Below are 22,041 nucleotides of genomic sequence, written 5' to 3' on the forward strand. Positions count from 1 at the left end.
CGGTCGCTCACCCGAGCAAACGCAGCGGGCTCGCCATCCCCGACTCAGCGGTAGAGGTACGCGAGCCAGACGACGACGGCCAGCACGCTCGCGATCAGCACGACCGCCGCGGTGGGCGTCGTCGGCAGCGCGACCTCCGAGCCGGACTCGGCGACGAGCGGAAGCGGGTTCATGCGCTGGAGTGGGACCGAACGGCGTATAAACGTGTATATCCCGGGCGACGGCGTCGGGGCGTCGAGCGCCGGCAACGTGGTCGGGATCGGTCGTCAGTTGTCGGTCACGCGCGGGACTGAGGCGGGGTCGTAGCGGTCGGCGATCCCGTCGAGCGCCCCGTGGTGCCTGGTCGTGTGCGGCGCCGTCAGCGGCGACACGGAGATCCGGCCCTCGACGACCGCGCGTCTGTCGGTGCCGACGGGATCGGGGATGTCGCCCGACTGCATGCGGTCCCAGGTACGGTCGACCAGGTCGACGTGGTCGCCGTCGCGCTCGGCGGTCATGTCGTATAGCGTCGACGGGCGCGTGACCTCCATCCCGGTCGCGCGCCCCTCGGGGGTCCACGGCGCGTTCACGTTCAGGTAGTCCGCCTCGTCGAAGACGCCGGCGTCCGGGGCGGCCTCGACGAGATAGCGCGTGACGGCCGCGGCCTCCTCGTAGTCCTCGACGTCGGAGGCCTTCCGTCGCCACTCGTCGCCGCTGCCGCCGGGGACGTACAGCGAGACGGCCATCGCGGGCACGCCGAAGAACGCCGCCTCGACGGCCGCCGAGACGGTACCCGAGCGCCCGAGCACGTACGCGCCGATGTTGGCGCCCTTGTTGCAGCCGGCGACAACCATGTCGGCGTCGGGACACAGCGACTCCAGTCCGGCGACGGCGCAGTCGGCCGGGGTGCCCTCGATGGCGTAGCCCATCTCGTGTTCGCGGACCGCGACGCGCCTGGAGAGCTTCCGGCCGACGGCCGACTGGTCGTCCGCGGGCGCGACCGCGACGACCTCGCCGACCGTCGAGAGGGCGTCGTACAGGGCGCGAAACCCGGGGCTCTCGATGCCGTCGTCGTTCGTCAGGAGGAACGTCGGGGCGTCGCTGGCGCTCATTGTCCGCGGGTCGGTCGGCGCCGACAAAAGCACGCCGCCTCAGACGATCGGGTCGTCGCCCGTCGACGCGTCCCCGCCATCGGTCGGTGCGTCCCGGTCGGGCGATCCGTCCCCGTCGTCGGCGCTGATCCCGGATCCGCCGCCGCGGCCGCCGGGCAGCGGGAGGGCCGCCTCGTGGGCGGCGCTGCGGAGGACGATCACGTCGCCGACGCCCCGGACGAGCCGGAACGGGACGCGCACGCCCGCGGCGCCGTTCGGCAGGCCGCCCACGGTCTCCTCGTCGACGTCCGACAGCGCGAGCGCGACGGGGGCGTCCGCCTCCAGGTCGACGAGCACGTCGATCACCCGGCCGACGCGCGCGCCGTCCGCCGTGAACACCTCCTTGCTCGCGAGGTCGGTCACGGGCGTGGTGTCGGATGGCATGACGGTCCGACCTTCGCAGCCTGTCACTTAACGTCTTCTCAGCGACGGCGGGGGACGAGCCCTCCGCGTCGCCGGGCCGACGCGTGCGCAACCACGTCCGCAGAGTGCGTCAGTGCATCCGCAGCGTGCGTCAGTACGTTCTCAGGTCGTACGCGAGCCCGGCGAGTCGATCCCGGAGCGCGGGACCGTCGAGGAACGATCCCTGCGGACTGGCGCCGTACTCCCCGTCCGGACGGGGCGCGGCGGCGTCGCCGTATCGGTCGATCTCGGTGACGAGACGCATCCGGACGGTCCGCACGTCCCGGCGGTCGACGCCCACGTCCACGTCGAGGTGGCGGTCGTCGACGACCCGCAGGAGGCGTCCGGTGTCGCGGTCGAGCGTCGCCCGAACCGCCGCGTCGTCGTGGATCGCCTCGACGGCGACGAACGGGAGCGGCACCGCCCGCGCGTACGCGTCGGCGCCCGACAGGCGGTAGGTGACGGTCACGTCGTCGCGGTCGTGTGCGCTCCACGACGCGCGGTGTGGACGGATCGGCTCGCCGAACAGCGGGCGCTCGAAGTCGGCGACCGGTGCCGTTCCGGCGTAGCCGCCGTCGACGGTTACCGGGTCGCCGACGGCCTGTTCGGGGGCGTCGCGGTCGTACGCGAGGCTCCCGTCGGCGACGTGGAAGACGAATCGCTCGGGCAGCGTCTCGGGGTCCGCGAGGGTGGCGTCGACGAAGTGGATGTACGCGTTGATCGTCGCGTAGGGGGTGAGCGTCCGCGCGTCGACGCCGTCGCGCTCGCGGTCGAGGCGGACCACCCCGTTGGCGTAGGTGGTGAGCGCGTGGGTGTGTCGCCGGCGCGAGTGCTCGTGCAACTCGCGGTGGCGTGTCAGCGGATACGGGGCCTCCCCGGTCCAGTCGGCGGCCATCCGGACGCGCGTGACCGACCGGTGGTCGGCCTCGAAGAGGTGGCGGACCGCCGCGAGGACGCGCTCGCGCGGGGTCGGGGCGGCGCCGAGGTCGTCCGCGGGGACGCCCGGGTCGTACGGCCGGATGTCAGCGACGCGGAGGGCGCCGTATCCCGTCGCGGTCGCCGCGGCCGCGCCGACGCCCGCGAGGAAGCGTCGGCGGTTCACCGTTCCTCCGCGGCGGTCGCGGTAGTCGTCGCCGTCTTCGTCTCCGTGGCCGTCTTCGTCGCCGTGGCTGTCTCCGTCTCCGGTTCCGACGCCGGGGTCGGCTGGCTCTCGATGCGCCATCGGCCGACGGCCCGCGAGCGCTCGGCCTCCGGGTCGGTCCACACGACGCGCACCGTGCCGGGGGAGTCGACGGGGACGCGGAGCTGCGCGTCCGGCGCCAGCGGAAACGCGGTCAGGGGCTCGCCAAAGTCGCCGCCGCCGGGGTCGGCGTCCGGGGCGCCGACCCACAGGCGCTCGACGGGATCCCCGTCGTCGACGGGATCCACTACGACCGCGAGGGCGCCGGTGTTGTCGGCGGTGAGGCGGTTCCCCCGGGCGAACTCGACGACGTACTCGTCGTCGTCGGGGTTCCACTCGAACGCGAAGAAGGCGTTCGGCGGCGTCTCCGGGTAGCCGTCCGTCGTCGGCGGGGAGGGCGAAAGGCCGCAGCCGGCGAGCGTCGCCGTCGCGGCCGCGAGGACCGTTCGTCGGTACACGGAGCCGGGTACGAACCCGGGAGCGTAAATCCCTCGGCGTCGGCGACGCGGACCGCAACGCACAGGGGCACCGCGCGATAGTCGCCGGTATGGGACTCGGAAGCACGGCCAAGAAGCTCCAGAAAGTCGCCGACATGGCCGAGAAGCTGTACGCGAAGGTGAACGAGATCCGCCAGCAGGTCGAGTCCGTGCGGGGCTCGGTCGAGGAGACGGAATCGCGGGTCGGCGCGCTCGAACACGAACTCGCCGAGCAGCGCGCGCTCGTCGAGGCGCTCGCCGAGGAGCAGGGCGTCGACGTGAACGCGGTGCTCGAGGAAGTCGAAACCGAGGCCGAGGGCGACGACGACTCGGCCGAGGACGGCAGCGAGGGCACCTCGGGCGACAGCGCCGGCGACGGAGCCTCCGCCGACGACGGGACCGACGGCGACGACGGGACCGACGGCGACGGAACCGACGATACCTGACCACAACTCACCACAACTGACGACGACCGATAGCCCGGTCCGTCGCTCCGTCGCGACCGACCGACCGACCGACCCTGGCGACGAGCGGATAGAAAGATACGTGACCGTCGGCAAGAATTGCGACGCATGACCACCCATCGCGACCCCCTCGACTCCGTGTTGGAGACGGTCGGGGAGACGCCGCTCGTCCGGGTGCACGCCGCGCCCGAGGCGGTGCCGGTGTACGCGAAGCTGGAGTCGTTCAACCCCGGCGCGTCGGTGAAGGACCGCATCGGGGCGTACATGCTCGAACGGATGCTGGAGGAAGGAACGATCTCCCCGGGCGGGACCGTCATCGAGCCGACCGCGGGCAACACGGGGATCGGCTTCGCGGTCGCGGCCGGCCAACTCGACGTGAACGCGGTGTTCGTCGTGCCCGAGCGATTCAGCGTCGAGAAGCAGCAGCTCATGCGCGCGCTCGGCGCGGAGGTCGTCAACACGCCAAGCGAGGACGGTATGGGCCGCGCCATCGAGCGCGCCCACGAGCTCGCCGAGGAACTCGACGACGCGGTCGTCCCCCAGCAGTTCTCGAACCCGCTGAACGCCGAGGCCCACTACGCGACGACGGGGCCGGAGGTGTTCGACGCGCTCGACGGCGAGGTCGGCGCCATCGTCGCCGGCATGGGCACCGGCGGGACGCTGATGGGGATGGCCGACTACGCCCGCGATCGGGGCTCGGACGCGCGGATCGTCGGCGTCCAGCCCGAGGGGTCGACGTACGGGGACCTGTTCGGCGAGGACGCCGAGGAGGGCGAGTACAAGACCGAGGGGATCGGCACCCACGACGTGAGCACCAACGAGCTCGTCGACCCGGAGAAACTGGACGACCTGAAGACGATCCCCGACCGCGCGGTCCACGAAGAGATGGCCCGGCTGGCCCGCGAGGAGGGCCAGTTGGTCGCCTCCAGCGCGGCCGCGAACTCGCTGGCGGCGATCGAGGTCGCCGAGGAGATCCGCGACGGCGACGTGGACGCGCCCCACGACGCGGTCGTCACGGTGTTCGCGGACTCCAGCGAGCGATACCTCTCGAAGGGCGTCTACCGCGACTTCGAGGAGTGGACCGGGTGACCGGGTGAGCGAGGCGATCAGTCGCGCCGCACCAGCTCCCGTTCGAGCAGGCGGACGTTGCGGCGGTTGAGCTTCACGACCGCATCGAGCGCGTCGCCGACGATCGGGACGGAGCCGACGAGGAGGTCGATCCCGACGTACAGCAGCATCCGCACGAGAAGGCGCTTGCGGGCGCCGAGCCGGAACGCGTCCCAGACGACAAGCAGCGCGAGTAGCGTCGCCAGGAGGTCGCCGACGACGGGGATCACGCCCGCGAGCGCGTCGACGCCGACGCGGTAGCGGACGACGGGCAGTCGGATCGCGTCGTCGAGGAGATGCGCCACGCGTCTGGCGCGCCGGAGTCGGCGGGCGTCGGCGGGGGACGGCGCCAGCGACTCCGCGGGGCGATCCGCGAGCGCGGCGCTCGCGTCCCCGCCGGCTGCCTCGGGAGCCATCAGAGCTTGGACTCGGCGTCGTCGGCGAGCTCCTCCATGCGCTTGCCGACGCGGCCGGCGTTGGAGAACTCGTCCTCCGACATCGCCGACGCGAGCGCGTTCCCGAGCACGAAGACGGCGTGTTTGTGCTCGCTCTTGGACTTGTGGACGTGCGAGGGGTCGACGCTCAGCTCGTGGTACGGCTCGAACAGCGACTCGTCGACCTCCTCACGCTCGGAGAAGTGCTCCATGATCGTGACCATCTGCTCGTGGAGTTCGAGGAGTTCGTCCTTGTGCATGCGCGTCGATTGGCTACTCTGTGAGTTAAGCGTTGTTCGTGGGGTAGTCGCACGCGCCGGGCCGTGCGCGACCGGAGAACGTCCCCATCTCGTCCCCGTTCCCGCGACGACGGCGCGACTCCGACGCGACGGCGACAGTCGCGACGGCGACAGTCGCGACGAAGATGGACGTATCGGAGGGAAAAGGGAAGAAGGGACGGGGAGCCGACGGCGCGAGGAGCGGCCCGCCTCAGAAGACGTACTCGTCTTCGTGTCCCATCATCCCGTCGTCCTCGAACTCGGGATCCGTCTCGTTGTCCTGCGGACCGCTCGTCTTGTACGCCTTCATCCCGGTTGAGATCAGCTCCTCGATCGCCTCCTCCCGATTGACGAACTCACCCTGTTCGACCATCTGGGCGATCTGCATCTCGAGGTGCTCCGGGACCGTGATCTCGACTTTCGGCATCTACGCGGGGCTTGACGGACGTAGTATTTAAAACCAGCGGGGGATGCTTGTCTCTGTAGAAAGTGATATTTTGAGATCGGTGTGGTCTAGTTCCAGTTTACGAAAGCGATCTTGGTCTAACGCGGTATCCCGACGCGGATCCGGACATCGGGCACGCGGGCGCGCCGGCGGCCGACCGGAGCCGACAGCCTCACGTGAGCGCGGCGGCTTTTCGACGTATGAGCAGCGAGGTCACCGACCACACGGACCTCTACGAGGAGTTCTCCGACGAGCGGCTCCCGCCCGGCCAGCGGAAGACCGACCGGTTCCCGGTTCTCTCGAAGTCCGGGACGCCCGATTGGCACCGCGACGACTGGCGCTTCGAGGTGTGGGGCGCCGTCGACGAGGACCTGACGTTCACGTACGACGAGTTCCGCGACCTCCCCGCGGAGACGCAGCGGCAGGACTTCCACTGCGTCACCGGCTGGTCGAAGTTCGACTGCGAGTTCACCGGCGTCACCTTCCCGCAGTTGGCCGAGCTCGCCGGCGTTCGCGACGACGCCGAGTGGGTGATGTTCCACGCCCTCGACGGGTACACGACGGACCTTCCCCTCGCGGAGTGCGACCGGGAGGAGGTACTGTTCGTCTACGACTACGACGGCGAGCGGCTGCCCGACGACCACGGCGGTCCGCTTCGGGTCGTCACGCCCCACAAGTACGCGTACAAGGGCGCCAAGTGGGTGACCGGCGTGGAGTTCCTCGCCGAGCCCGAGCGCGGGTACTGGGAGAAGCGGGGGTACTCCGATACCGCGAATCCGTGGGAGGAAGAGCGGTACAGCTAGAGCGAGGCCGAGTGAGCGAAGCGAACGAGGCCTCGGACAACGGCGGAGCGGTCCTCGTGCCGCTCCGCCCACAAGAAGAGCGGGCCGAGCGAAGCGAGGCCTCGGCTGACGGCGGCGAGCTTGTGGGCGAGCCGCCCACAACGAGAGCGAGGCCTCGGGCATCAGCGGCGAGGTCTCCGTGCCGAGCCGCCCACAAGAAGAGCGTGGCCGAGTGAACGACGCCACAGACCCATCCACCCGCCACCGCGGCAGCGACTAGGACGGGAGAGACGCCCGCGGGCGCCTCCAGAATCAACGGCGTAAAGAGCGGGCCACCCCAATCGCGGGTAATGAACCCGCCGGACGGCGAGGCCGGTGCCGCGCTCGTGCCCGACGCGGACGCGGCGCTGGTGAGCCGGAGCTGCGAGGTGTCGGACGTCTCCTTCGGGTCGTTCCTCGCGGCCGGGGACCGCCACCGGATCCACTGGGCCGCGCCCGACGGCCTCGAGGTGGTCGGCGGCGGCGCGGCCGCGCGCCTCACGGCCGACGGACCGGACCGCTTCGAGACGCTGCGGCGCGACGCCGAGACGCTGTTCTCGGTGGTCGACCACGAGGGCCCGGCGGCGACGCGCCCCCGCGTCTTCGGCGGCCTCGCGTTCGGCGCGGACCACGACGCCGCGGGCGTCTGGGAGGGCTTTCCCGCGGCCGCGTTCACGCTCCCGGCCGTCCAGCTCACCCGCGTCGACGACGGCACCTACCTCACCGTGACGCGGTACGGCCCGGACGCGGACGCCGACGGCGCCGAGGAGGCGCTGGCGGCCGCCCGCGACCGCCTCGACGACCTCCCGATGATGCGCGCCCGCGGAGAGAAGCCGGGCGTCGTCGACACGGAGTGGCTCGTCGACCGCGAGGAGTGGACCGCCCAGGTGGCGAGCGTGATCGACCGCATCCGGGGCGGCGACCTCCGGAAGGTGGTGCTCGCGACGGCGCTGCGCGTCGACCTCGCCGAGGAGATCGACATCCCCGACACGCTCGGGCGCCTGCGACGCACCTACCCCGAGTGTTACCGCTTCCTCGTCCAGCCGACCGGCGGGAAGGGCTTCTTCGGCCCGCCGCCCGAGCGCCTCGTCCGCCGCGAGGGCGAGGTGGTCGAGACGGAGGCGCTGGCGGGGTCGATGCCCCGCGGCGACACGCCCGAGGCGGACGCCGAGTACGCCCGCTCGCTCCTCGAATCCGACAAGCTCCAGCACGAACAGCGACTCGTCGTCGACACGATCTGCGAGCAGCTTGACGCCTTCGGCACCGTCGGGGAGGGCCAGCAGGACGTGCGCAAGCTCACCAACATCCAGCACCTCCAGACGCCGATCAACGCCGTCCTCGACGGCGACACCCACGTCCTGACGCTTGTCGAGGCGCTGCACCCGACGCCCGCGGTGGGCGGGCTGCCGCTCGACCTGGCGCTGTCGACCATCCGCGAGACGGAGACGTGGGACCGCGGGTGGTACGCCTCGCCGGTCGGCTGGTTCGACGCCGCCGGCGACGGCGAGTTCGCCGTCGGCATCCGCTCGGGCGTCGCCGGCGGCCGGGAGGCGACGCTGTTCGCCGGCAACGGCATCGTCGGCGACTCCGACCCCGCCGACGAGTGGGACGAGCTCCAGCCGAAGGTGCGGCCGATCATGGACGAACTGGAGCGGGAGGCCCGGACGGAGTGAGCGACGCGACCGTGAGCGAACGGAGCGAGTGACCGCTTCCGGCCCCGACGGCCGCCTGGCAAACGACTAACAGCCGTCGCCGCGAGTCGCCGGCATGAGCGACGCAGGCGAGGTCGAGGGAGTCGACGCGGCCGTCATCGGGGAGAAGGTCGCGGCCGCGCGGGAGGCGGTCGCCGCCGGCGACGCGGACGCGTGGCTGTCGGTCGGCCGCGAGACGGACGTGAGCCCGGAGCCGTGTTTCCCGTACCTGCTCGGGTTCGACGTGGTGTGGCCGACGGCGGTCGTCGTCGCCCCCGACTCGTCGGCGGTCGTGCTCGGCCGCCACGACGCGCCGACGGCCCGGGATCTGGGCGTTCACGACGTGCGCGCGTACGACGAGTCGATCGCCGAGCCGCTGCGGGAGGTGCTCGACGAGATGAACGCCGAGCGCGTCGCGCTCAACTACGACCGCGACGATGTCGTCGCCGACGGGCTCTCACACGGGCTGTTCCTCCAGCTTCGGGAGTACCTCCCCGACCGCGAGTTCACGAGCGCGAGCGACCTGATCCGCAGGCTCAGGGGCGTGAAGTCCGACACGGAGTACGAGCGCGTCCGCGCGGCCGCCACGGAAACCGAGGAACTGCTTCAGACCGCGACGGCGACGTGGACGCCGGAGACGACCGAGCGGGAGTTCGCCGACTTCCTCCACGAGCGGATGACCGAGCGCGGCCTCGACTCCGCGTGGGCGTGGGACTACTGCCCGACGGTCCACATGGGCGACCGCGAGGTGGGGCACACGCTTCCCGCCGACCACACCGTCGACGAGGGCGAACTGCTGCACGTCGACTTCGGGATCAGGCGCGACGGCTACGCCTCGGACATCCAGCGCCTCTGGGTTCGTGGGGAGGCGAGCGACGGGCTCCGGACGGCGTTCCGCGACGTGCGCGCCGCGATCGACACCGGCCACGACGCGCTCGGGCCGGGCGCCGTCGGCCACGAGGTCGACGCCGCCGCGCGCGAGGAGCCCACCTCGCGGGGGTGGCCGGCCTTCGAGCACGCCTTCGGGCACCAGGTCGGCCGGGCGGCCCACGACGGGGGGACCCTGCTCGGTCCGGAGTGGGAGCGCTACGGCGAGGCGCCTCGCCACGAGGTCCGTCCGGGGGAGGTGTACACGATGGAGTTGGGCGTCGCGACCGAGTGGGGGTACGTCGGCCAGGAGGAGATGGTTCGGATCACCGAGACGGGCACCGAGTGGGTCGTCCCCCCGCAGACCGAGTTGCGGACGCTGTGAGCCCGGTGGCGGAACTCGAAGGTCGCCCCCTGTCGCGTGGAGCGGCACGGTGAAGTGCGGCGGGTCCGGAGGGCAGGTGTGAATTTCGACCTCGCGCTCGCCTCCCGCGCGGCGGTCGTCGCCGCTGCGGTCATCGCGGTCCTCGCGACCGTCGCCCTGGACCGCCTCGCGCGGACGGACCGTGGTCCCACCCTCCGACGCCGACTGATCCTCGGGGTCCCGTGGGGGACGCTCGCCGTGGCGGCGGTGGTACTCGCGGTGTACCTGTTCGTCCAGGGCGGCTGGGGTCACTGGTACAACCCCGTCGTGATCCCGTTCCGGGCGTGGTCGTATCTCGCGCCGGTTGGCGTCGCCGTCGCGGGGTTCGCCCACGCCGGCCCCGGCCACCTGCTGGGCAACCTCTTCGGGACGCTCGCGGTCGCGCCGCTGGTCGAGTACGCCGTCGGGCACTTCCCGCGTCGGCGCGGCAGCTCCTCGTTCGGCTCCGTTCGCGACAACCCCTACGCCCGGGCGTTCCTCCTGTTCCCCGCCGCGACGATCGCCGTCGGGCTCGTCTCGGGCGCGTTCGCGCTCGGTCCCGTGATCGGCTTCTCCGGTGTCGTCTTCGCGTTCGTCGGCGCCGCGCTGGTGTACTACCCGCTGGGGACCGTCGTCGCGCTGTCGGCGTCGGGACTGCTCTCGACGACCTACCGCGCGCTCAACTCGCCGGTCGTCGAGGCCAGCGGCCGCCCGGCGTACATCACGCCGTGGTGGGCCGACATCGCGATCCAGGGCCACGCGCTGGGGCTGCTCGTCGGCGTTCTCGCGGCGGCGTGGCTCGCGGCCGCCCGCGGCGACGACCTCCCGCGCCCCCGACGACTCGCGCTCGGGGCGCTGCTCGTCGGCGTCGAGCAGTCGCTGTGGGCGGTGTACTGGTACCGGGGCGGCGAGACGTTCGTCCTCTTCCGGGGGATCGGCCTCGCCGCGGTGGCCCTGCTCGCGGTGTTCGTGGCGGCGCTGGCGGCCGACCGCGACGCGCCCGCGGCCGACACCGTCCGGGAGGCGCTGCGGAACCTCACCCCCCGGCGCGGCTCAGTCGCGGTTCTGCTGGTCGTGCTCGCGGCGCTTTCGGGCCCGGCCGTGGCGGTCAACCTCGTCGCCGTCGGCGACGAGCCGCTCCCCGGAGACCCGGTCGAGGTGCGCGGCTACGACGTCACCTACGCCGAGGGCGTCGAGAACGGGATGGTGTCGGTGATCGACGTGGAGGCGTTCGGCGAGACGACCGGCGTCACGACCTCCGGCGTCGTCGTCCGCAACCCCGACCGCGGCGTCTGGACGACCGCGGTCTCGAAGGGCCGGCTCGCCTTCTCGGGGCGACAGCGGGTCGTCCTCGGCGGCGTCGGCTGGCGCGAGGTCGTCACCGTCACCCGCAGCGGGTGGACGACCGTCGGCGGCGACGGCCCGGCCTACCTGGTGCGGCTGACCCACGGGGGCGAGACGACGCTCGCGTTCCTGTCGAACGCGTCGACCGCGGAGCCGCGGATCGAGGGGCGCAACGTCTCGGTCGTCCCGACCGACTCCGGCTTTCAATTGCTCGTCGAGGGTGACAACCGAAGCGTCGCCGCGCCCGTTCCCGACCAAAACGAGACCGTGACGGCGAACGGGCTGTCGTTCGTCCGGGACGGACGGGCCGTGTTCGCGCTGGCCGGCGAGGTGACCGGCAGCGCCTCAGCCGACAACGCGACCGCGCCGACTCGGGTGCGGGTGGCGACGAAGGAGCAGTATAACGGACGAAACGGCTGATCGGGGCGCGACGGGGACCGAACGGTCCTCAGTCGTCGCCGGCGGGAGGGCTATCCCCGCCGCGGTCCCACTCGATCCGGAACACCTCGGCGTCCACGTCGGCAGACTCGCTCGTCTGGTGGTCGTACGTCCGGTCGAGCGTGAGCGTCGCGGCGAACGCGTCGGTCACCCCGCCGCCGGCGTCGCCGGCGAACGACTCGACGAACTCGCGGCTGCCGGCGTTGTGGACGGAGTAGGAGACGTCCGCGAGGTCGGCGACCGTCTCCAGGAACGCGCGGTCGGCGTGTTCGTTGCCGGTCTGCGCGCCGAACGGGGGGTTCATGATCACGGTGACGGGACCTTCGGCAGTCAGGCGGTCGCGCGCGAGCGGCGGCCGCGTCGCGTCCCCACACACCCAGTGAACCTCGGTTCGAGCGCCGACGCGTCGCTCGTTCTCGCGGGCGACCCCGAGAGCGCCGGCGTCGAGTTCGACGCCGACGACGCGGGCGGCGCCGCGGAGGGCGGCGCCGAGCGCGAACATCCCCGTGCCAGCGCCGAGATCGACGACGGTCCGTCCGGCTACGTCGCCCCGGAGGTCCGCGAGGTGGACGACGTGGGCGGCGACGTCCGCGGGCGTCGGATACTGTTCGAGGCTGGCGGTCGGGTCGGCGAAGCCGGCGACGACCGCCAGCTCGCCCTCCAGCGCGCGTCGGCTCGACACGCCTCAGGCGCCGGCGTCGCCGTCGGTTCGGTCGGCGTCCGCGTCGACGCCGAGGCCGCCGTCGACGGTGAGCGAGACGCCCTCGCGGTCGGCGCGCTCGGTCAGCGCGTCGAGCGCCGGGCGAACCTTCGCGGGGTCGGCGACCGCGCCGGGGTCGATGACCAGCTCCCCCGCGCCGAGGTGGCTCGCGGCGCGCAACAGCGAGCGAAGCCGGTCGGCCTCCCGCTGCGTCTCGATGGAACAGTCGGCTTCGAACTCCGCTTGCACGCGTAGCCCCGCGGGAACGTACCCCTCGTCGGCCAGCGCCGCGCGGAGGTCGCGCAGGTCGCCGGGGGCAGTCGACGGCAGGGCGTCGGCGTCGATGGTGACCGGCTCGGCGTCGACCGGCTCGGCGGTCGCGACGGCCCGCCGGACGTGCGTGGACGACTGGGTGCTCATACCCGATCCGTATATCCGGTAATACAAAAGCGTTTGTGAATGCCCCATAGTTATCTCGCGAGGACGAACCAGCGGAACCCCGCCGTCGATCCGGGGGTGACATACCTATCGGTTCGTCAGACACCGCTGAAACGGACGATACGGCCGTTCACGGCGCGTCTTCGGGACGAATCTCCCGACCGAGCTGCCCCAAAAGTTTAAATAGGAGCCGCGTCAGAAGACTTATTAATGGAAGGTCCGAGCCGACAGCGACAGCGAGAGGCGGGCGAGTCGGAGAAACAGTCGGACGAGGAGCTCACGTGTCCCGAGTGCTCCAGCGACAACGTCGTGATGGACGCGGACCAGGGGGAGTTGGTCTGTGACGACTGCGGGCTCGTTCTCGACGAGCGCCAGATCGACCGCGGGCCGGAGTGGCGGGCGTTCAACCACTCCGAGCGGCAGTCGAAGTCGCGGGTGGGCGCGCCCGTGACGGAGACGATGCACGACAAGGGGCTGACGACGACAATCGACTGGAAGGACAAGGACGCCTACGGTCGGAGCCTCTCCTCGGAGAAGCGGTCGCAGATGCACCGCCTGCGCAAGTGGCAGGAACGCATCCGTACCAAGGACGCCGGCGAGCGCAATCTCCAGTTCGCCCTTTCGGAGATCGACCGCATGGCGAGCGCGCTCGGGGTTCCGCGCTCGGTACGCGAGGTCGCCTCCGTCATCTATCGCCGCGCGCTCAAGGAGGACCTCATCCGCGGTCGCTCCATCGAGGGCGTCGCCACGGCGGCGCTGTACGCCGCCTGCCGGCAGGAGGGCATCCCGCGGTCGCTCGACGAGGTCGCGGAGGTCTCGCGGGTCGAACAGAAGGAGATCGGCCGGACCTATCGCTACATCTCCCAGGAGCTCGGCCTCGAACTGAAGCCGGTGGACCCGAAACAGTTCGTCCCGCGGTTCGCCTCCGCGCTCGGCCTCAGCGAGGAGACGCAGGCGAAGGCGACCGAGATCATCGACGTGTCCGCCGAGCAGGGCCTGCTCTCGGGGAAGTCGCCGACGGGATTCGCCGCCGCCGCCATCTACGCGGCCTCCCTGCTGTGTAACGAGAAGAAAACCCAGCGCGAGGTCGCCGACGTGGCACAGGTCACCGAGGTCACCATCCGCAACCGGTATCAGGAACAGATCGAGGCGATGGGCTTCCGCTGACGGACGGCGAGGACCGACGAGACCGACGACACCGACCCGACGACGCCCCGCGAACCTTTTTCTGCAATAGCGGGACCACGCCCGCCGTGACCTGAGTATCGCCGCGCGACGGTCAGCGAACGCGAGGTCGACGAATCGGAGGCCTCGATGCGAACGGCGCAGCCGTGAGCGAGTGCGGTCATCCGTCGCGTGTACTGAACGCCGAACCGGATCCCCGTTCGGCGGCGACCGCCCGTCAGCCACTACCGAGCGTCCCGCTCACTGTTCGACGAACACGACGACCTGCCGGTCCCACAGCCCCAGCCGGAGGTCGTACTGGCGATAGCCGTCGCCGAGGTTCGTGTTCACCGCGACGCGGCGGTCGGGCGTAGTGACCACCACCGGCGGCGCGTCGGACCCGAACTCGGCGGCCGTCCGGACGCTCGTCGTCTCGGCGTCCATGCGCTCGAAGTACCACTGGAGCGGGAGCCGCGCCCCCCACGCGTCGCGGTCGCCGGCGGCGACCGGCGGGAGCGCGTACTCCTGCTCGGTATCCAGTCGGTCGCCGACGTACGCCACGTCCGCGCCCGCCGAGCCGTCGCTCTCGTCGATAGCGGCCTCGGCGGCCGCGAGCATCGGGTCGATGTCGTCCGACGGCTGGGCGAACTGCGCGAACTCGGACCCCGGCTCGGAGTCGGCGTAGACGCCGGCTGCCGTCGCGCCGTAGCCGACGAGCCCCGTCGAGACGACGAGGAGCACGGCGACGAGCCACGCGGGGTCGCTCGCCGTCGCCCGCGAGCGGAGGCCGCGGGCGACCCACGCGAGGCCGACGGCGCCGGGAAGCGCGAGCAGCGGGACGACGTGGACCGCCGTCCACGGCTCGACGCCCATCGAGGCGATCGGGAACGCGAGCAGCCCGAACCCGGCGGCGTACGCGCCGAAGGCGACGACGCCTCGGGTGCCCGAACTGTAGCGGTCCCGGAGAAACCCGACGAGCCCGAACGCCAGCGCCGGCCACGCAGTGACGACGAGGGTTCGGGCGTAACCGGCGACGGCCGGGAGGAAGGAGTTGCCGTCCGCGGGCGGCGTCAAGCGCGCGGTGAACCGCAGCGCGACGAACCGCTCGGGCGCCTCGACGAACGCGAACGACACCGCCGCCGGCAACGTCGCGGGGTTCCACAGCCCGGGCTCGATTCCGCCCCCGCGCGGGGCGAACACCAACAGCGCCGCCCCGAGGAACACGAACAGCGCCCGGGCGAGCGTCGTCGACTCGGCGCGGAGCCACGCGACGCCGGCCGAGAGGCGCGCGTGCGCCGCCGCCGGGACACCTACGACACGCGCCTCGTCGAGGACGAGCGCGCCAGCGACGAGCCACAGCGGGAGGTACACGACGGCGAACCCCGAGGAGCCGAGCGTGAGCGCGAGCGCCGCCGCCGCGAGGTAGATCGGCCAGCGTGCGCCCGTGGTTCGGTGGCGGACGACGCCGCCGACGACCAGCAGGCCGAACGCGGCCGCGAGCACGTCGCCGCGGAGGAATCGAGAGTAGTAGACGAGCAGCGGCGACCCCGCCAAAAGCGCCGACAGCGCGACCGTCTCGTCGTCGCGCAGCGGGCCGCGAAACAGCAGCGCGGCCGCGGGGAGCAGCCCCCCGACGAGCGCGACCGCCGAGCGGGCGGCCGCATCGGAGGTCCCGAGGAGGTTGATCCCCCACCGCGTCGCGAGGTACACGACCGGACCGCCCGCCGCCGGGCGGTACGAGTAGACGCCGGTGTCGAGATAGCGGAGCGTCCAGTAGCCGACCCGTCCCTCCCCCCAGTGGAACGGACGGGCGCCGAGGAACGCGAAGCGGGCGACGAGCGCGAGCGCGACGACGGCCGCGACCGCGAGGACGGTTCGGTCGAGTCCCGCGGGCCGCGTCGCGCCGGTACCGTCGCCGTCGGACATACCCGGCCGTGTCCCCGCCGCGGTAGTATGTCTTCGGGTTTCGCCCGATCCGACCCCCGCATCGACTCATCGGCGCCGGGGGACGGGACGACGGTCGCGACGAGTCGCAGTCGTGAGACGGAGACGATCGCTATGAGGCGACGGTCGCCACGAGGCGACACGCTCATTCCGCCCGGTCGCCGACGGACGGGTATGTCGCTGGTCGCATCCCTGCCGGGCCGTCCGCTCACGGACGGCGAGGTCGCCTCGCTGAACCGCGCCGACTCGGTCGAGCTCGCCGTCGCCGTCGAGAGCGACACCGACTCCGAGGCCGCCGACGCCAACGCGGCCGCCGACGGCGCCGAGGGACTGCTCCTCGCGACCGACGCGTGGGTGAAGGGGCTCGACTTCCTCGGGGGCGCCTGGGAGGTGGTCGAATCGGTCGAGATCGAGGACGAAGCCGACCGGTACGAGGCGCTGCGGGCGTGTGAGGACGCCGTTCGCGCGAACCGGGCGGAGTGAACCGGCGACACGAGCCGTCGATAGCGTCCGTCTGCAGGACGCCGATCGGTGAGGACCGACCGAAACCGGCCGCCGACTTTTTCGACTGGCGCTCGTAGGTGCGCTCGATGTACGACGACATCCTGGTGCCGACGGACGGAAGCCCGGCGGCCGACGCGGCCGTGGAGCACGCGGTGACGCTGGCGGACCGCTTCGACGCGACTGTACACGCGCTGTACGTCGTCGACGCGACCGCCTACTCGGCCATCGAGGCCGGAACCGACGTGGTCGCCGAGGCGCTCGAAACCGAGGGCGAGGACGCCGTCGCCCGGATCGCGGAAGCGGCCGACGACGCCGACCTGCCCGTGATCGAGTCTGTCATCTCCGGGACGGCCTACCGCTCGATCCTCGAGTACGCCGACGAGCACGGTATCGACATGATCGTGATGGGCACCCACGGACGCCGCGGACTCGACCGCTACCTCCTCGGGTCGGTCACCGAGCGCGTCGTTCGCTCGGCGAACCAGCCCGTGCTCACGGTCCGACACGAGGGGGACGACGCGGACGCCGAGTGACGACTCGACGGAGGGAGGTCGGCGCGTTCGACCGCCCTCGACGATTCCGCAAGACTCGGGTTTAAGCCGGACGGCGCGGACACCCGAGTATGAGCCAGACTGTCGCTCACGACGAGCTGTCGGCGTTCCGCCGCGACCTCCATCGCCACCCGGAACCGGCGTGGTGCGAGTTCTACACCACCGCCCGGATCGTCGACGAGCTGGAATCCCGGGACCTCACCGCGGTTCACTACGGTCCCGAGATCCTCGGCGCCGAGCGGATGAACGTCCCCGACGACGACGAGCTCGCCGAGTGGTTCGAGCGCGCCCGCGAGGCCGGCGCCCGCGAGGACGTGCTCGCCGAGATCGAGGGCGGCTACACCGGCGCCGTCGCGGTGCTCGAACGCGGCGAGGGGCCGGTGATCGGCGTCCGCGTCGACATCGACGCCCTCCCGATCCTCGAATCGGAGGACGGCGAGCACGCGCCCGCCGGCGAGGGGTTCCGCTCGGAGCACGAGGGCTACATGCACGCCTGCGGCCACGACGCGCACGCGACGTTCGGCCTCGGCCTCATCGACGAGATCCTCGATTCGGAGTTCGAGGGCACGCTGAAGGTGTTCTTCCAGCCCGGCGAGGAGCAGATCGTCGGCGGCGAGCCGATGGCCGAGTCGGACCTCATCGACGACGTGGAGTACTTCCTCGCCGCGCACGTCGGACTCGACCACCCGACGGGCGAGGTGATCTGCGGCATCGACGGCTTCCTCGCCGTCTCGCACTTCCTCGCCGAGTTCGAGGGCGAACCGTCCCACGCTGGGGGGCACCCCGAGCAGGGCAAGAACACGGTACAGGCGGCCGCGGCGGCCATCCAGAACCTCTACGGCATCCCCCGCCACGCCGACGGGCCGACCCGGGTGAACGCCGGGATCGTCGGCGGCGGGACGGCGACGAACATCATCCCGGAGGAGTGCTTCGTCGAGGGCGAGGTCCGGGGCGGCACGACCGAGCTAATGGAGTACATGGACGGAAAGGCGGAGACAGTGATCGAGTCGGCCACCGACATGCACGAGGTCGACGTGGACATCGAGCAGCTCGGGCGCGCCCCCTCGGCGACGAGCGATCAGGAGCTGATCGACGCCATCGCGCCCGTCGCGGGCGACGTGGAGGGGGTGACGAACGTGATCGAGCGCGACGAACTCGGTGGCAGCGAGGACGCGACCTACATGATGCAGGCGGTCCAGGACAACGGCGGCTACGCCAGCTACGTCGGCGTCGGCACCAGCCACCCCGGCGGCCACCACACGAGCACCTTCGACGTGGAGGAGGAGTCGTTGGACATCGGCGTCGACTTCCTCACCGCGGCGGTGCTGGCGATCGCCGAGACACGTCCCTGAGGTCAACATCCCCAGTCTCGCCGCCGGTCGGCGAATCGTACTCCCCGACTCCCCGCCTCAGGCGACCGTCCCGATGAGGTAATCGAACGCCATACTCGTCACGTACGGCAACACCAGCGCGAACAGCACCTCCTGCAGCATCCCGGTGTTCAACGGCAGCTCGCTCGTTCGCTCGATCTGGTCCATCCGGAGACGCTCGTACAGGTACCGGCTCGTCTCCTCGGGGGAGGCTGGCTCCGCGTAGGGGAACCGGTCGGCTGTGTCGCCGATGTCTGCCGTTCGCTGCGCGAGCACGTCGATCTTGTGTTCCTTCGCGGCCCCGATGTACCCGCGGAGCCACAGCATCGGGCCGAAGAACAGCGCGACGCCGAACGCGAGCCCGGCGAGGATGAACGTCGAGGAGAACAGCGACGTGGGGTCCGCCCCGATGGCCACCGTCTGGAAGGTGGTGAACAGCGCGAGGAGCACGAAGTACGTGACAGCGATCGATTTGAACAGCCGTCCCACCGCCTCCAGTCCGCCGGCCCCGTGCGGATCCGAGAAGTCGATCAGCCCCCCGCGACGGATCTTCAGCGGCAGTATCACGAGCGCGCCGACGATCAGTCCGAGCAGCTCGCCGCCGATCGGGTACAGCGCCAGCGGGATGATCACGTAGAACCGGACCGCCGCGACGGCCGGGCCGGTGAGTTCGACGACGGGGCCGATCAGGCTCTCCGGGTTCGTGAGCAACTGTGTCGCGTACAGGGCCCAGCCGACGAGGACGATCCCGAGGATCACGCGGGCGGGAACGATCGACTCGATCTCCACAGTCTCCTTCGAATCCCCCGAATCGGGGATCCCCAGCGCGGTCGTCAGCCGGCGTGAAACCGATCCCTCGGGATCGAAGTCCGTGAGGTCCGGATCGACGGCGTCCGGGAGATCCGCCGTGGCGCGGGCGTACCGCCCCTTCAGTCGGCGCATGACCCAGACGACCCCGAGCCACGCGGGGATCTGGAACACCTCCCCGGGGTTCACAGCCATCGACAGCGTCCCCGTGCGCGTCCACCCGACGACCGAGAGGAGCGGGATGTGTATCCCGACGACGGCGGCGACGAGCAGATACGGGGCGCCGGTCTCCCAGCCGACCGCGCGGGCGAGTCGAGTGAACCCAAGTCGCCGGGCCGCGCGTTCGATCCACAGATCGCGAACCGAGGGGTCCGTACCGGGCATGCATGTTGCCACGAAATGGAGACAAGTTAACAATAACTGTTAGCGCCGTCTCCGTCACACGGCCGACCCTCGCGCCACCCGCGCGCGTCGCCATCGGGAGGGGCGTCGCGTACGCTGAAGGCGAACGGGAAGAGAACGGGGAGTCGTTCGAGCGCGGGCTAGTACTTCGGGTCCGCGCCGGTCACGTCGTACACCTGCTCCATCAGGCGGTCGCGCTCGTCGCGCCACGCCTCGAACGCGCCCGGGCGGGAGGGGTAGCGGCCGTAGTGGTCCATCAGGTCGTCGGCGACGCGCTTCGTCTTGTAGAAGTCCCAGATCTGGCCCCAGTGGCCGTAGCTGTCCTTGATCACTTCGAGCACGAGCCGTGGCTTCACCGACGCGCTCCCCTCGTACAGCGCCTCCGCGAGGCTCTCCCCCGGCAGCGACGCGAGCAGGCCCATCAGCTCGTCCACGTCGACGGCCGTCGAGAGGATATTGTACACGTCGAGGGCCGCGTAGCGCCCGCCGAAGTGGCTCATGACGCGCTCGTTGTAGTGCCACAGCGACTCCTCGCTCACGTCGCCGGCGTCGATCGCCTCGACCGCTTGCTCGGCGGCGTATTTCCCGGCGTAGGCGGCGCCGGCGATGCCGCCGCCGGTGGTGGGGTTGACGTGGCCGGCGGCGTCGCCGACGGCGATGAACCCGTCCGCGACGGCCGAGTCGTACGGGCGCCGGGTGGGGAGCGCGGCGCCGAGCTTGTCGGTCACCTCGGCGCCCTCGAACTCGGGGCGGTGCTGGAGGTCGCGCTTGAGGTCGTCGACGAGCTTCATGGGCTCCTCGGTCATCTGGAAGCCGAGGCCGGCGTTGATCTCGGTGTCCGTGCGTGGGAAGTACCAGAGGTAGCCCGCGGCGCGTTCGGTCGGCTTGAACACGAGCGCGTCGTCCCACTCGACGGGCTCGGGCACCTCGACGATCTCGCGGTACGCCGAGCAGAACTGCGAGAACGAGACGTTCGTGTCGAACGTCGCGTCCGCCAGATCCGCCTTGTCCTGGAGGATGGACAGCGACCCCGCGGCGTCGATGGTCACGTCGGCGTCGTACTCGACGACCTCCCCCTTCCGTTTCGCGCGCACGCCCGTCACGCGGCCTGAGTCGGTCTGGGTCACGTCCTGGACGACGGTGTCGTAGTGGAACTCGACGCCGCGGCGCTCGGCGCCCGCGATGATGTTCCGGCCGTACTCCCAGCGGTCGATGACCGCGAGTTCGCCGGGGATCGGGATCTCTAGCACCGTGTCGTGACTCGGGATCTCGAAGCGGCCGTGGTCCACGTCGGTGTTGGTGAACGCCGAGTCGATCTCGGATTTCGGGATCGACTCGGGGAACTTGTCGGCGCCCTTCAGCGCGTCGCCGCAGGCGATGTGGCCCGCCTCCTCCTCGTCCTTCCGCTCGACGATGACGACGTCGAGGCCCGCGTCGGCGGCCGTCGCGGCGGCGTAACAGCCCGCCGTGCCCGCGCCGACGACGACGATGTCGGGCTCGTGTGTGGTCATTGTCGCACCTCGTTCGTGAGTCGTGAAAAAGCCAGTCGTTCCATGCGCGGTCGAGCGAAGCGAGTCCGCGAAATACGGCGTTCACAAATCGCTTTGCGATTTGTGCGCTCACGAGACCGGAGGTCTCGTGAACGGCGAGGTCTCCGTGCCGAGCCGCCCATAAGTCGTGCGCGGTCGAGCGAAGCGAGACCGCGATGCGAGCGGGGAGTGCGCGGTCGAACGGACGTGAGACCGCGACGGCGAACGGCGAACGAAGTGAGCCGTGAGCGGAACGACCCGCGAGCCGTGCGGGACGGGAGGGAGCGGAGCGAGCCGTGAGGAGCCCGAGCCCTCACCGAATCGCGTCCCTGACGACCGGGATCAGGTCGTAGAGCCGGTCGCGAGCCTCGTGAAACAGCCGCTCCCATCCCTCCGGCGTCACGTAGTCGCTGATCGCGAACGCGGCGCCCGCGTCGATCCCGCGGACCTCCGCGACCGCGAAGAGGGCCGCCGCCTCCATCTCGACCGTCAGGTACCCCCGTTCCGCGAGTTGTCGTGCCTCGAACGCGGTCTCCCGAAACGCCGCGTCGGTCGACCACGTCGGACCCACCGCCACCGGACGGTCGGCGGCCCGGCATTCCGTTTCGAGCGCGTCGGTCACGGCCGGGGTCGCCTCCGCCGGCACGCCGTCAGGAAGGTAGTGGTACGAGGTCCCCTCGTCACGGAGCGCGCTGTCGGCGACGACGGCCGTCTCGGTGTCCAGATCGGTGGTCAGCGCCCCGGCGTAGCCGACGATGCAGACCGTCTCCACGCCGGCGGCGGCCAGCACGTCGACGACCATCGCGGTCGCCGGGGCGCCGATGCCGAACTCGCCGGCGACCGCGACGGTGCCGTCGGTGCCCGCGAGCTCGTGGAGACTCGCCAGCCCCGGCGCGTCGATCGCCCCGTCCTCGGCACCCAGCTCCGAGACGACGCGATCGAACGTCGACGCGGAGTACGTGAGGACGACCGACTCGGGCAACGGATCGAACTCCCCGTTGAGATCGCGATAGTACGTGAGGTCGTCGTCGGGCCCGGTGATCGGGTCGTGGTCGTGTTTGGTCGGGAACTGGGGGACAGTCACGGTTCGGTGTGAACGCGAGACAGCAAAAACGTCGTCCCGGTGTGCCCGACGGCGATCGCTCGCGGGGA

Annotated in this window: 24 protein-coding genes; 10 read left to right on the forward strand and 14 right to left on the reverse strand. The window is 71.2% G+C overall.

The genetic code is table 11. The annotated features are described in order from the left end of the window. Positions 1-44: 44 nt before the first annotated feature. The 5 genes from K6T50_RS19135 to K6T50_RS05630 all read right to left on the reverse strand — a co-directional run bounded on the left by K6T50_RS19135 (position 45) and on the right by K6T50_RS05630 (position 3,170). Positions 45-173: a hypothetical protein gene (locus K6T50_RS19135; RefSeq protein ID WP_264084013.1), complete on the reverse strand. Its 129-nt coding sequence runs from the start codon at positions 171-173 to the stop codon at positions 45-47. Between the two features lie 93 nt (positions 174-266). Further along, complete coding sequence (gene surE, locus K6T50_RS05615) at positions 267-1,091, reverse strand: 5'/3'-nucleotidase SurE (protein ID WP_222608416.1); 825 nt, start codon at positions 1,089-1,091, stop codon at positions 267-269. A gap of 39 nt (positions 1,092-1,130) precedes the next feature. Beyond that, the gene (locus K6T50_RS05620; RefSeq protein WP_222608417.1) at positions 1,131-1,514 is read right to left on the reverse strand and encodes a PRC-barrel domain-containing protein; all 384 of its coding nucleotides are present in this window, start codon (positions 1,512-1,514) and stop codon (positions 1,131-1,133) included. A gap of 130 nt (positions 1,515-1,644) precedes the next feature. After that, positions 1,645-2,634, reverse strand: a complete 990-nt coding sequence (locus tag K6T50_RS05625) for a hypothetical protein (RefSeq protein WP_222608418.1) — start codon at positions 2,632-2,634, stop codon at positions 1,645-1,647. Beyond that, complete coding sequence (locus K6T50_RS05630) at positions 2,631-3,170, reverse strand: hypothetical protein (RefSeq protein ID WP_222608419.1); 540 nt, start codon at positions 3,168-3,170, stop codon at positions 2,631-2,633. Before K6T50_RS05630 ends, K6T50_RS05625 begins: the two co-directional genes overlap by 4 nt. Before the next feature lie 89 nt (positions 3,171-3,259). Between K6T50_RS05630 and K6T50_RS05635 the strand changes: the two genes are divergently transcribed. Further along, positions 3,260-3,634, forward strand: a complete 375-nt coding sequence (locus K6T50_RS05635) for a DUF5798 family protein (RefSeq protein WP_222608420.1) — start codon at positions 3,260-3,262, stop codon at positions 3,632-3,634. A 126-nt stretch (positions 3,635-3,760) separates the two neighbouring features. Further along, entirely contained in the window at positions 3,761-4,741 is a 981-nt protein-coding gene (locus K6T50_RS05640; protein ID WP_222608421.1) for a PLP-dependent cysteine synthase family protein, read from the forward strand. 17 nt (positions 4,742-4,758) lie between these two features. Here K6T50_RS05640 and K6T50_RS05645 read toward each other — a convergent pair whose 3' ends face one another. The 3 genes from K6T50_RS05645 to K6T50_RS05655 form a co-directional block, all read right to left on the reverse strand. Then, on the reverse strand, positions 4,759-5,175 hold the full coding sequence (locus tag K6T50_RS05645) for a DUF4112 domain-containing protein (protein WP_222608422.1): 417 nt from the start codon (positions 5,173-5,175) through the stop codon (positions 4,759-4,761). Beyond that, positions 5,175-5,453, reverse strand: a complete 279-nt coding sequence (locus K6T50_RS05650; RefSeq protein ID WP_222608423.1) for a UPF0058 family protein — start codon at positions 5,451-5,453, stop codon at positions 5,175-5,177. The genes K6T50_RS05645 and K6T50_RS05650 overlap by 1 nt, the downstream gene beginning before the upstream one ends. A gap of 229 nt (positions 5,454-5,682) precedes the next feature. Beyond that, positions 5,683-5,898, reverse strand: coding sequence for a ribbon-helix-helix domain-containing protein (locus K6T50_RS05655; RefSeq protein WP_222608424.1), 216 nt, complete (start codon positions 5,896-5,898; stop codon positions 5,683-5,685). A gap of 218 nt (positions 5,899-6,116) precedes the next feature. Here K6T50_RS05655 and K6T50_RS05660 point away from each other — a divergent pair, with 218 nt between their 5' ends. The 4 genes from K6T50_RS05660 to K6T50_RS05675 all read left to right on the forward strand — a co-directional run bounded on the left by K6T50_RS05660 (position 6,117) and on the right by K6T50_RS05675 (position 11,462). Then, a complete protein-coding gene (locus K6T50_RS05660) occupies positions 6,117-6,719 on the forward strand; it encodes a sulfite oxidase-like oxidoreductase (protein ID WP_222608425.1) in 603 nt (200 codons plus the stop codon). A 329-nt stretch (positions 6,720-7,048) separates the two neighbouring features. Next, positions 7,049-8,410, forward strand: a complete 1,362-nt coding sequence (locus tag K6T50_RS05665; protein WP_222608426.1) for an isochorismate synthase — start codon at positions 7,049-7,051, stop codon at positions 8,408-8,410. A gap of 94 nt (positions 8,411-8,504) precedes the next feature. Beyond that, the gene (locus K6T50_RS05670) at positions 8,505-9,680 is read left to right on the forward strand and encodes a M24 family metallopeptidase (RefSeq protein WP_222608427.1); all 1,176 of its coding nucleotides are present in this window, start codon (positions 8,505-8,507) and stop codon (positions 9,678-9,680) included. 78 nt (positions 9,681-9,758) lie between these two features. Further along, positions 9,759-11,462 (forward strand): rhomboid family intramembrane serine protease, encoded by a 1,704-nt coding sequence (locus tag K6T50_RS05675; RefSeq protein ID WP_222608428.1) that lies wholly within the window; start codon positions 9,759-9,761, stop codon positions 11,460-11,462. Positions 11,463-11,490: 28 nt separating this feature from the next. Here the strand turns inward: K6T50_RS05675 and K6T50_RS05680 are convergent, their stop codons facing one another. Together K6T50_RS05680 and K6T50_RS05685 are read right to left on the reverse strand one after the other, a co-directional pair. Then, positions 11,491-12,162 (reverse strand): METTL5 family protein, encoded by a 672-nt coding sequence (locus K6T50_RS05680; RefSeq protein WP_222608429.1) that lies wholly within the window; start codon positions 12,160-12,162, stop codon positions 11,491-11,493. Positions 12,163-12,165: 3 nt separating this feature from the next. Then, a complete protein-coding gene (locus K6T50_RS05685; RefSeq protein ID WP_222608430.1) occupies positions 12,166-12,600 on the reverse strand; it encodes a DUF7961 family protein in 435 nt (144 codons plus the stop codon). Between the two features lie 228 nt (positions 12,601-12,828). On the opposite strand from K6T50_RS05685, the gene K6T50_RS05690 reads away from it, so the two are divergent. After that, positions 12,829-13,785: a transcription initiation factor IIB gene (locus tag K6T50_RS05690; protein WP_222608431.1), complete on the forward strand. Its 957-nt coding sequence runs from the start codon at positions 12,829-12,831 to the stop codon at positions 13,783-13,785. 258 nt (positions 13,786-14,043) lie between these two features. Here the strand turns inward: K6T50_RS05690 and K6T50_RS05695 are convergent, their stop codons facing one another. Next, positions 14,044-15,708 carry a flippase activity-associated protein Agl23 gene (locus K6T50_RS05695; RefSeq protein ID WP_222608432.1) on the reverse strand — a complete coding sequence of 555 codons (1,665 nt, stop codon included), beginning with the start codon at positions 15,706-15,708 and terminating at the stop codon, positions 14,044-14,046. Between the two features lie 192 nt (positions 15,709-15,900). Here K6T50_RS05695 and K6T50_RS05700 point away from each other — a divergent pair, with 192 nt between their 5' ends. The 3 genes from K6T50_RS05700 to K6T50_RS05710 all read left to right on the forward strand — a co-directional run bounded on the left by K6T50_RS05700 (position 15,901) and on the right by K6T50_RS05710 (position 18,133). Further along, the gene (locus K6T50_RS05700) at positions 15,901-16,209 is read left to right on the forward strand and encodes a DUF7964 domain-containing protein (protein WP_222608433.1); all 309 of its coding nucleotides are present in this window, start codon (positions 15,901-15,903) and stop codon (positions 16,207-16,209) included. 107 nt (positions 16,210-16,316) lie between these two features. Further along, a complete protein-coding gene (locus K6T50_RS05705; protein ID WP_222608434.1) occupies positions 16,317-16,763 on the forward strand; it encodes a universal stress protein in 447 nt (148 codons plus the stop codon). Positions 16,764-16,852: 89 nt separating this feature from the next. After that, the gene (locus K6T50_RS05710) at positions 16,853-18,133 is read left to right on the forward strand and encodes an amidohydrolase (RefSeq protein ID WP_222608435.1); all 1,281 of its coding nucleotides are present in this window, start codon (positions 16,853-16,855) and stop codon (positions 18,131-18,133) included. A gap of 57 nt (positions 18,134-18,190) precedes the next feature. On the opposite strand, the gene K6T50_RS05715 is transcribed toward K6T50_RS05710, so the two are convergent. From K6T50_RS05715 to K6T50_RS05725, 3 genes are all read right to left on the reverse strand, one after another. Continuing rightward, positions 18,191-19,342 carry a hypothetical protein gene (locus tag K6T50_RS05715; RefSeq protein ID WP_222608436.1) on the reverse strand — a complete coding sequence of 384 codons (1,152 nt, stop codon included), beginning with the start codon at positions 19,340-19,342 and terminating at the stop codon, positions 18,191-18,193. A 158-nt stretch (positions 19,343-19,500) separates the two neighbouring features. Further along, on the reverse strand, positions 19,501-20,871 hold the full coding sequence (locus K6T50_RS05720; RefSeq protein WP_222608437.1) for a geranylgeranyl reductase family protein: 1,371 nt from the start codon (positions 20,869-20,871) through the stop codon (positions 19,501-19,503). Positions 20,872-21,202: 331 nt separating this feature from the next. Continuing rightward, positions 21,203-21,973, reverse strand: a complete 771-nt coding sequence (locus tag K6T50_RS05725) for a nucleoside phosphorylase (RefSeq protein WP_222608438.1) — start codon at positions 21,971-21,973, stop codon at positions 21,203-21,205. Positions 21,974-22,041: the final 68 nt, after the last annotated feature.

The organism is Halobaculum magnesiiphilum, assembly GCF_019823105.1.
Lineage (GTDB): Archaea > Halobacteriota > Halobacteria > Halobacteriales > Haloferacaceae > Halobaculum > Halobaculum magnesiiphilum.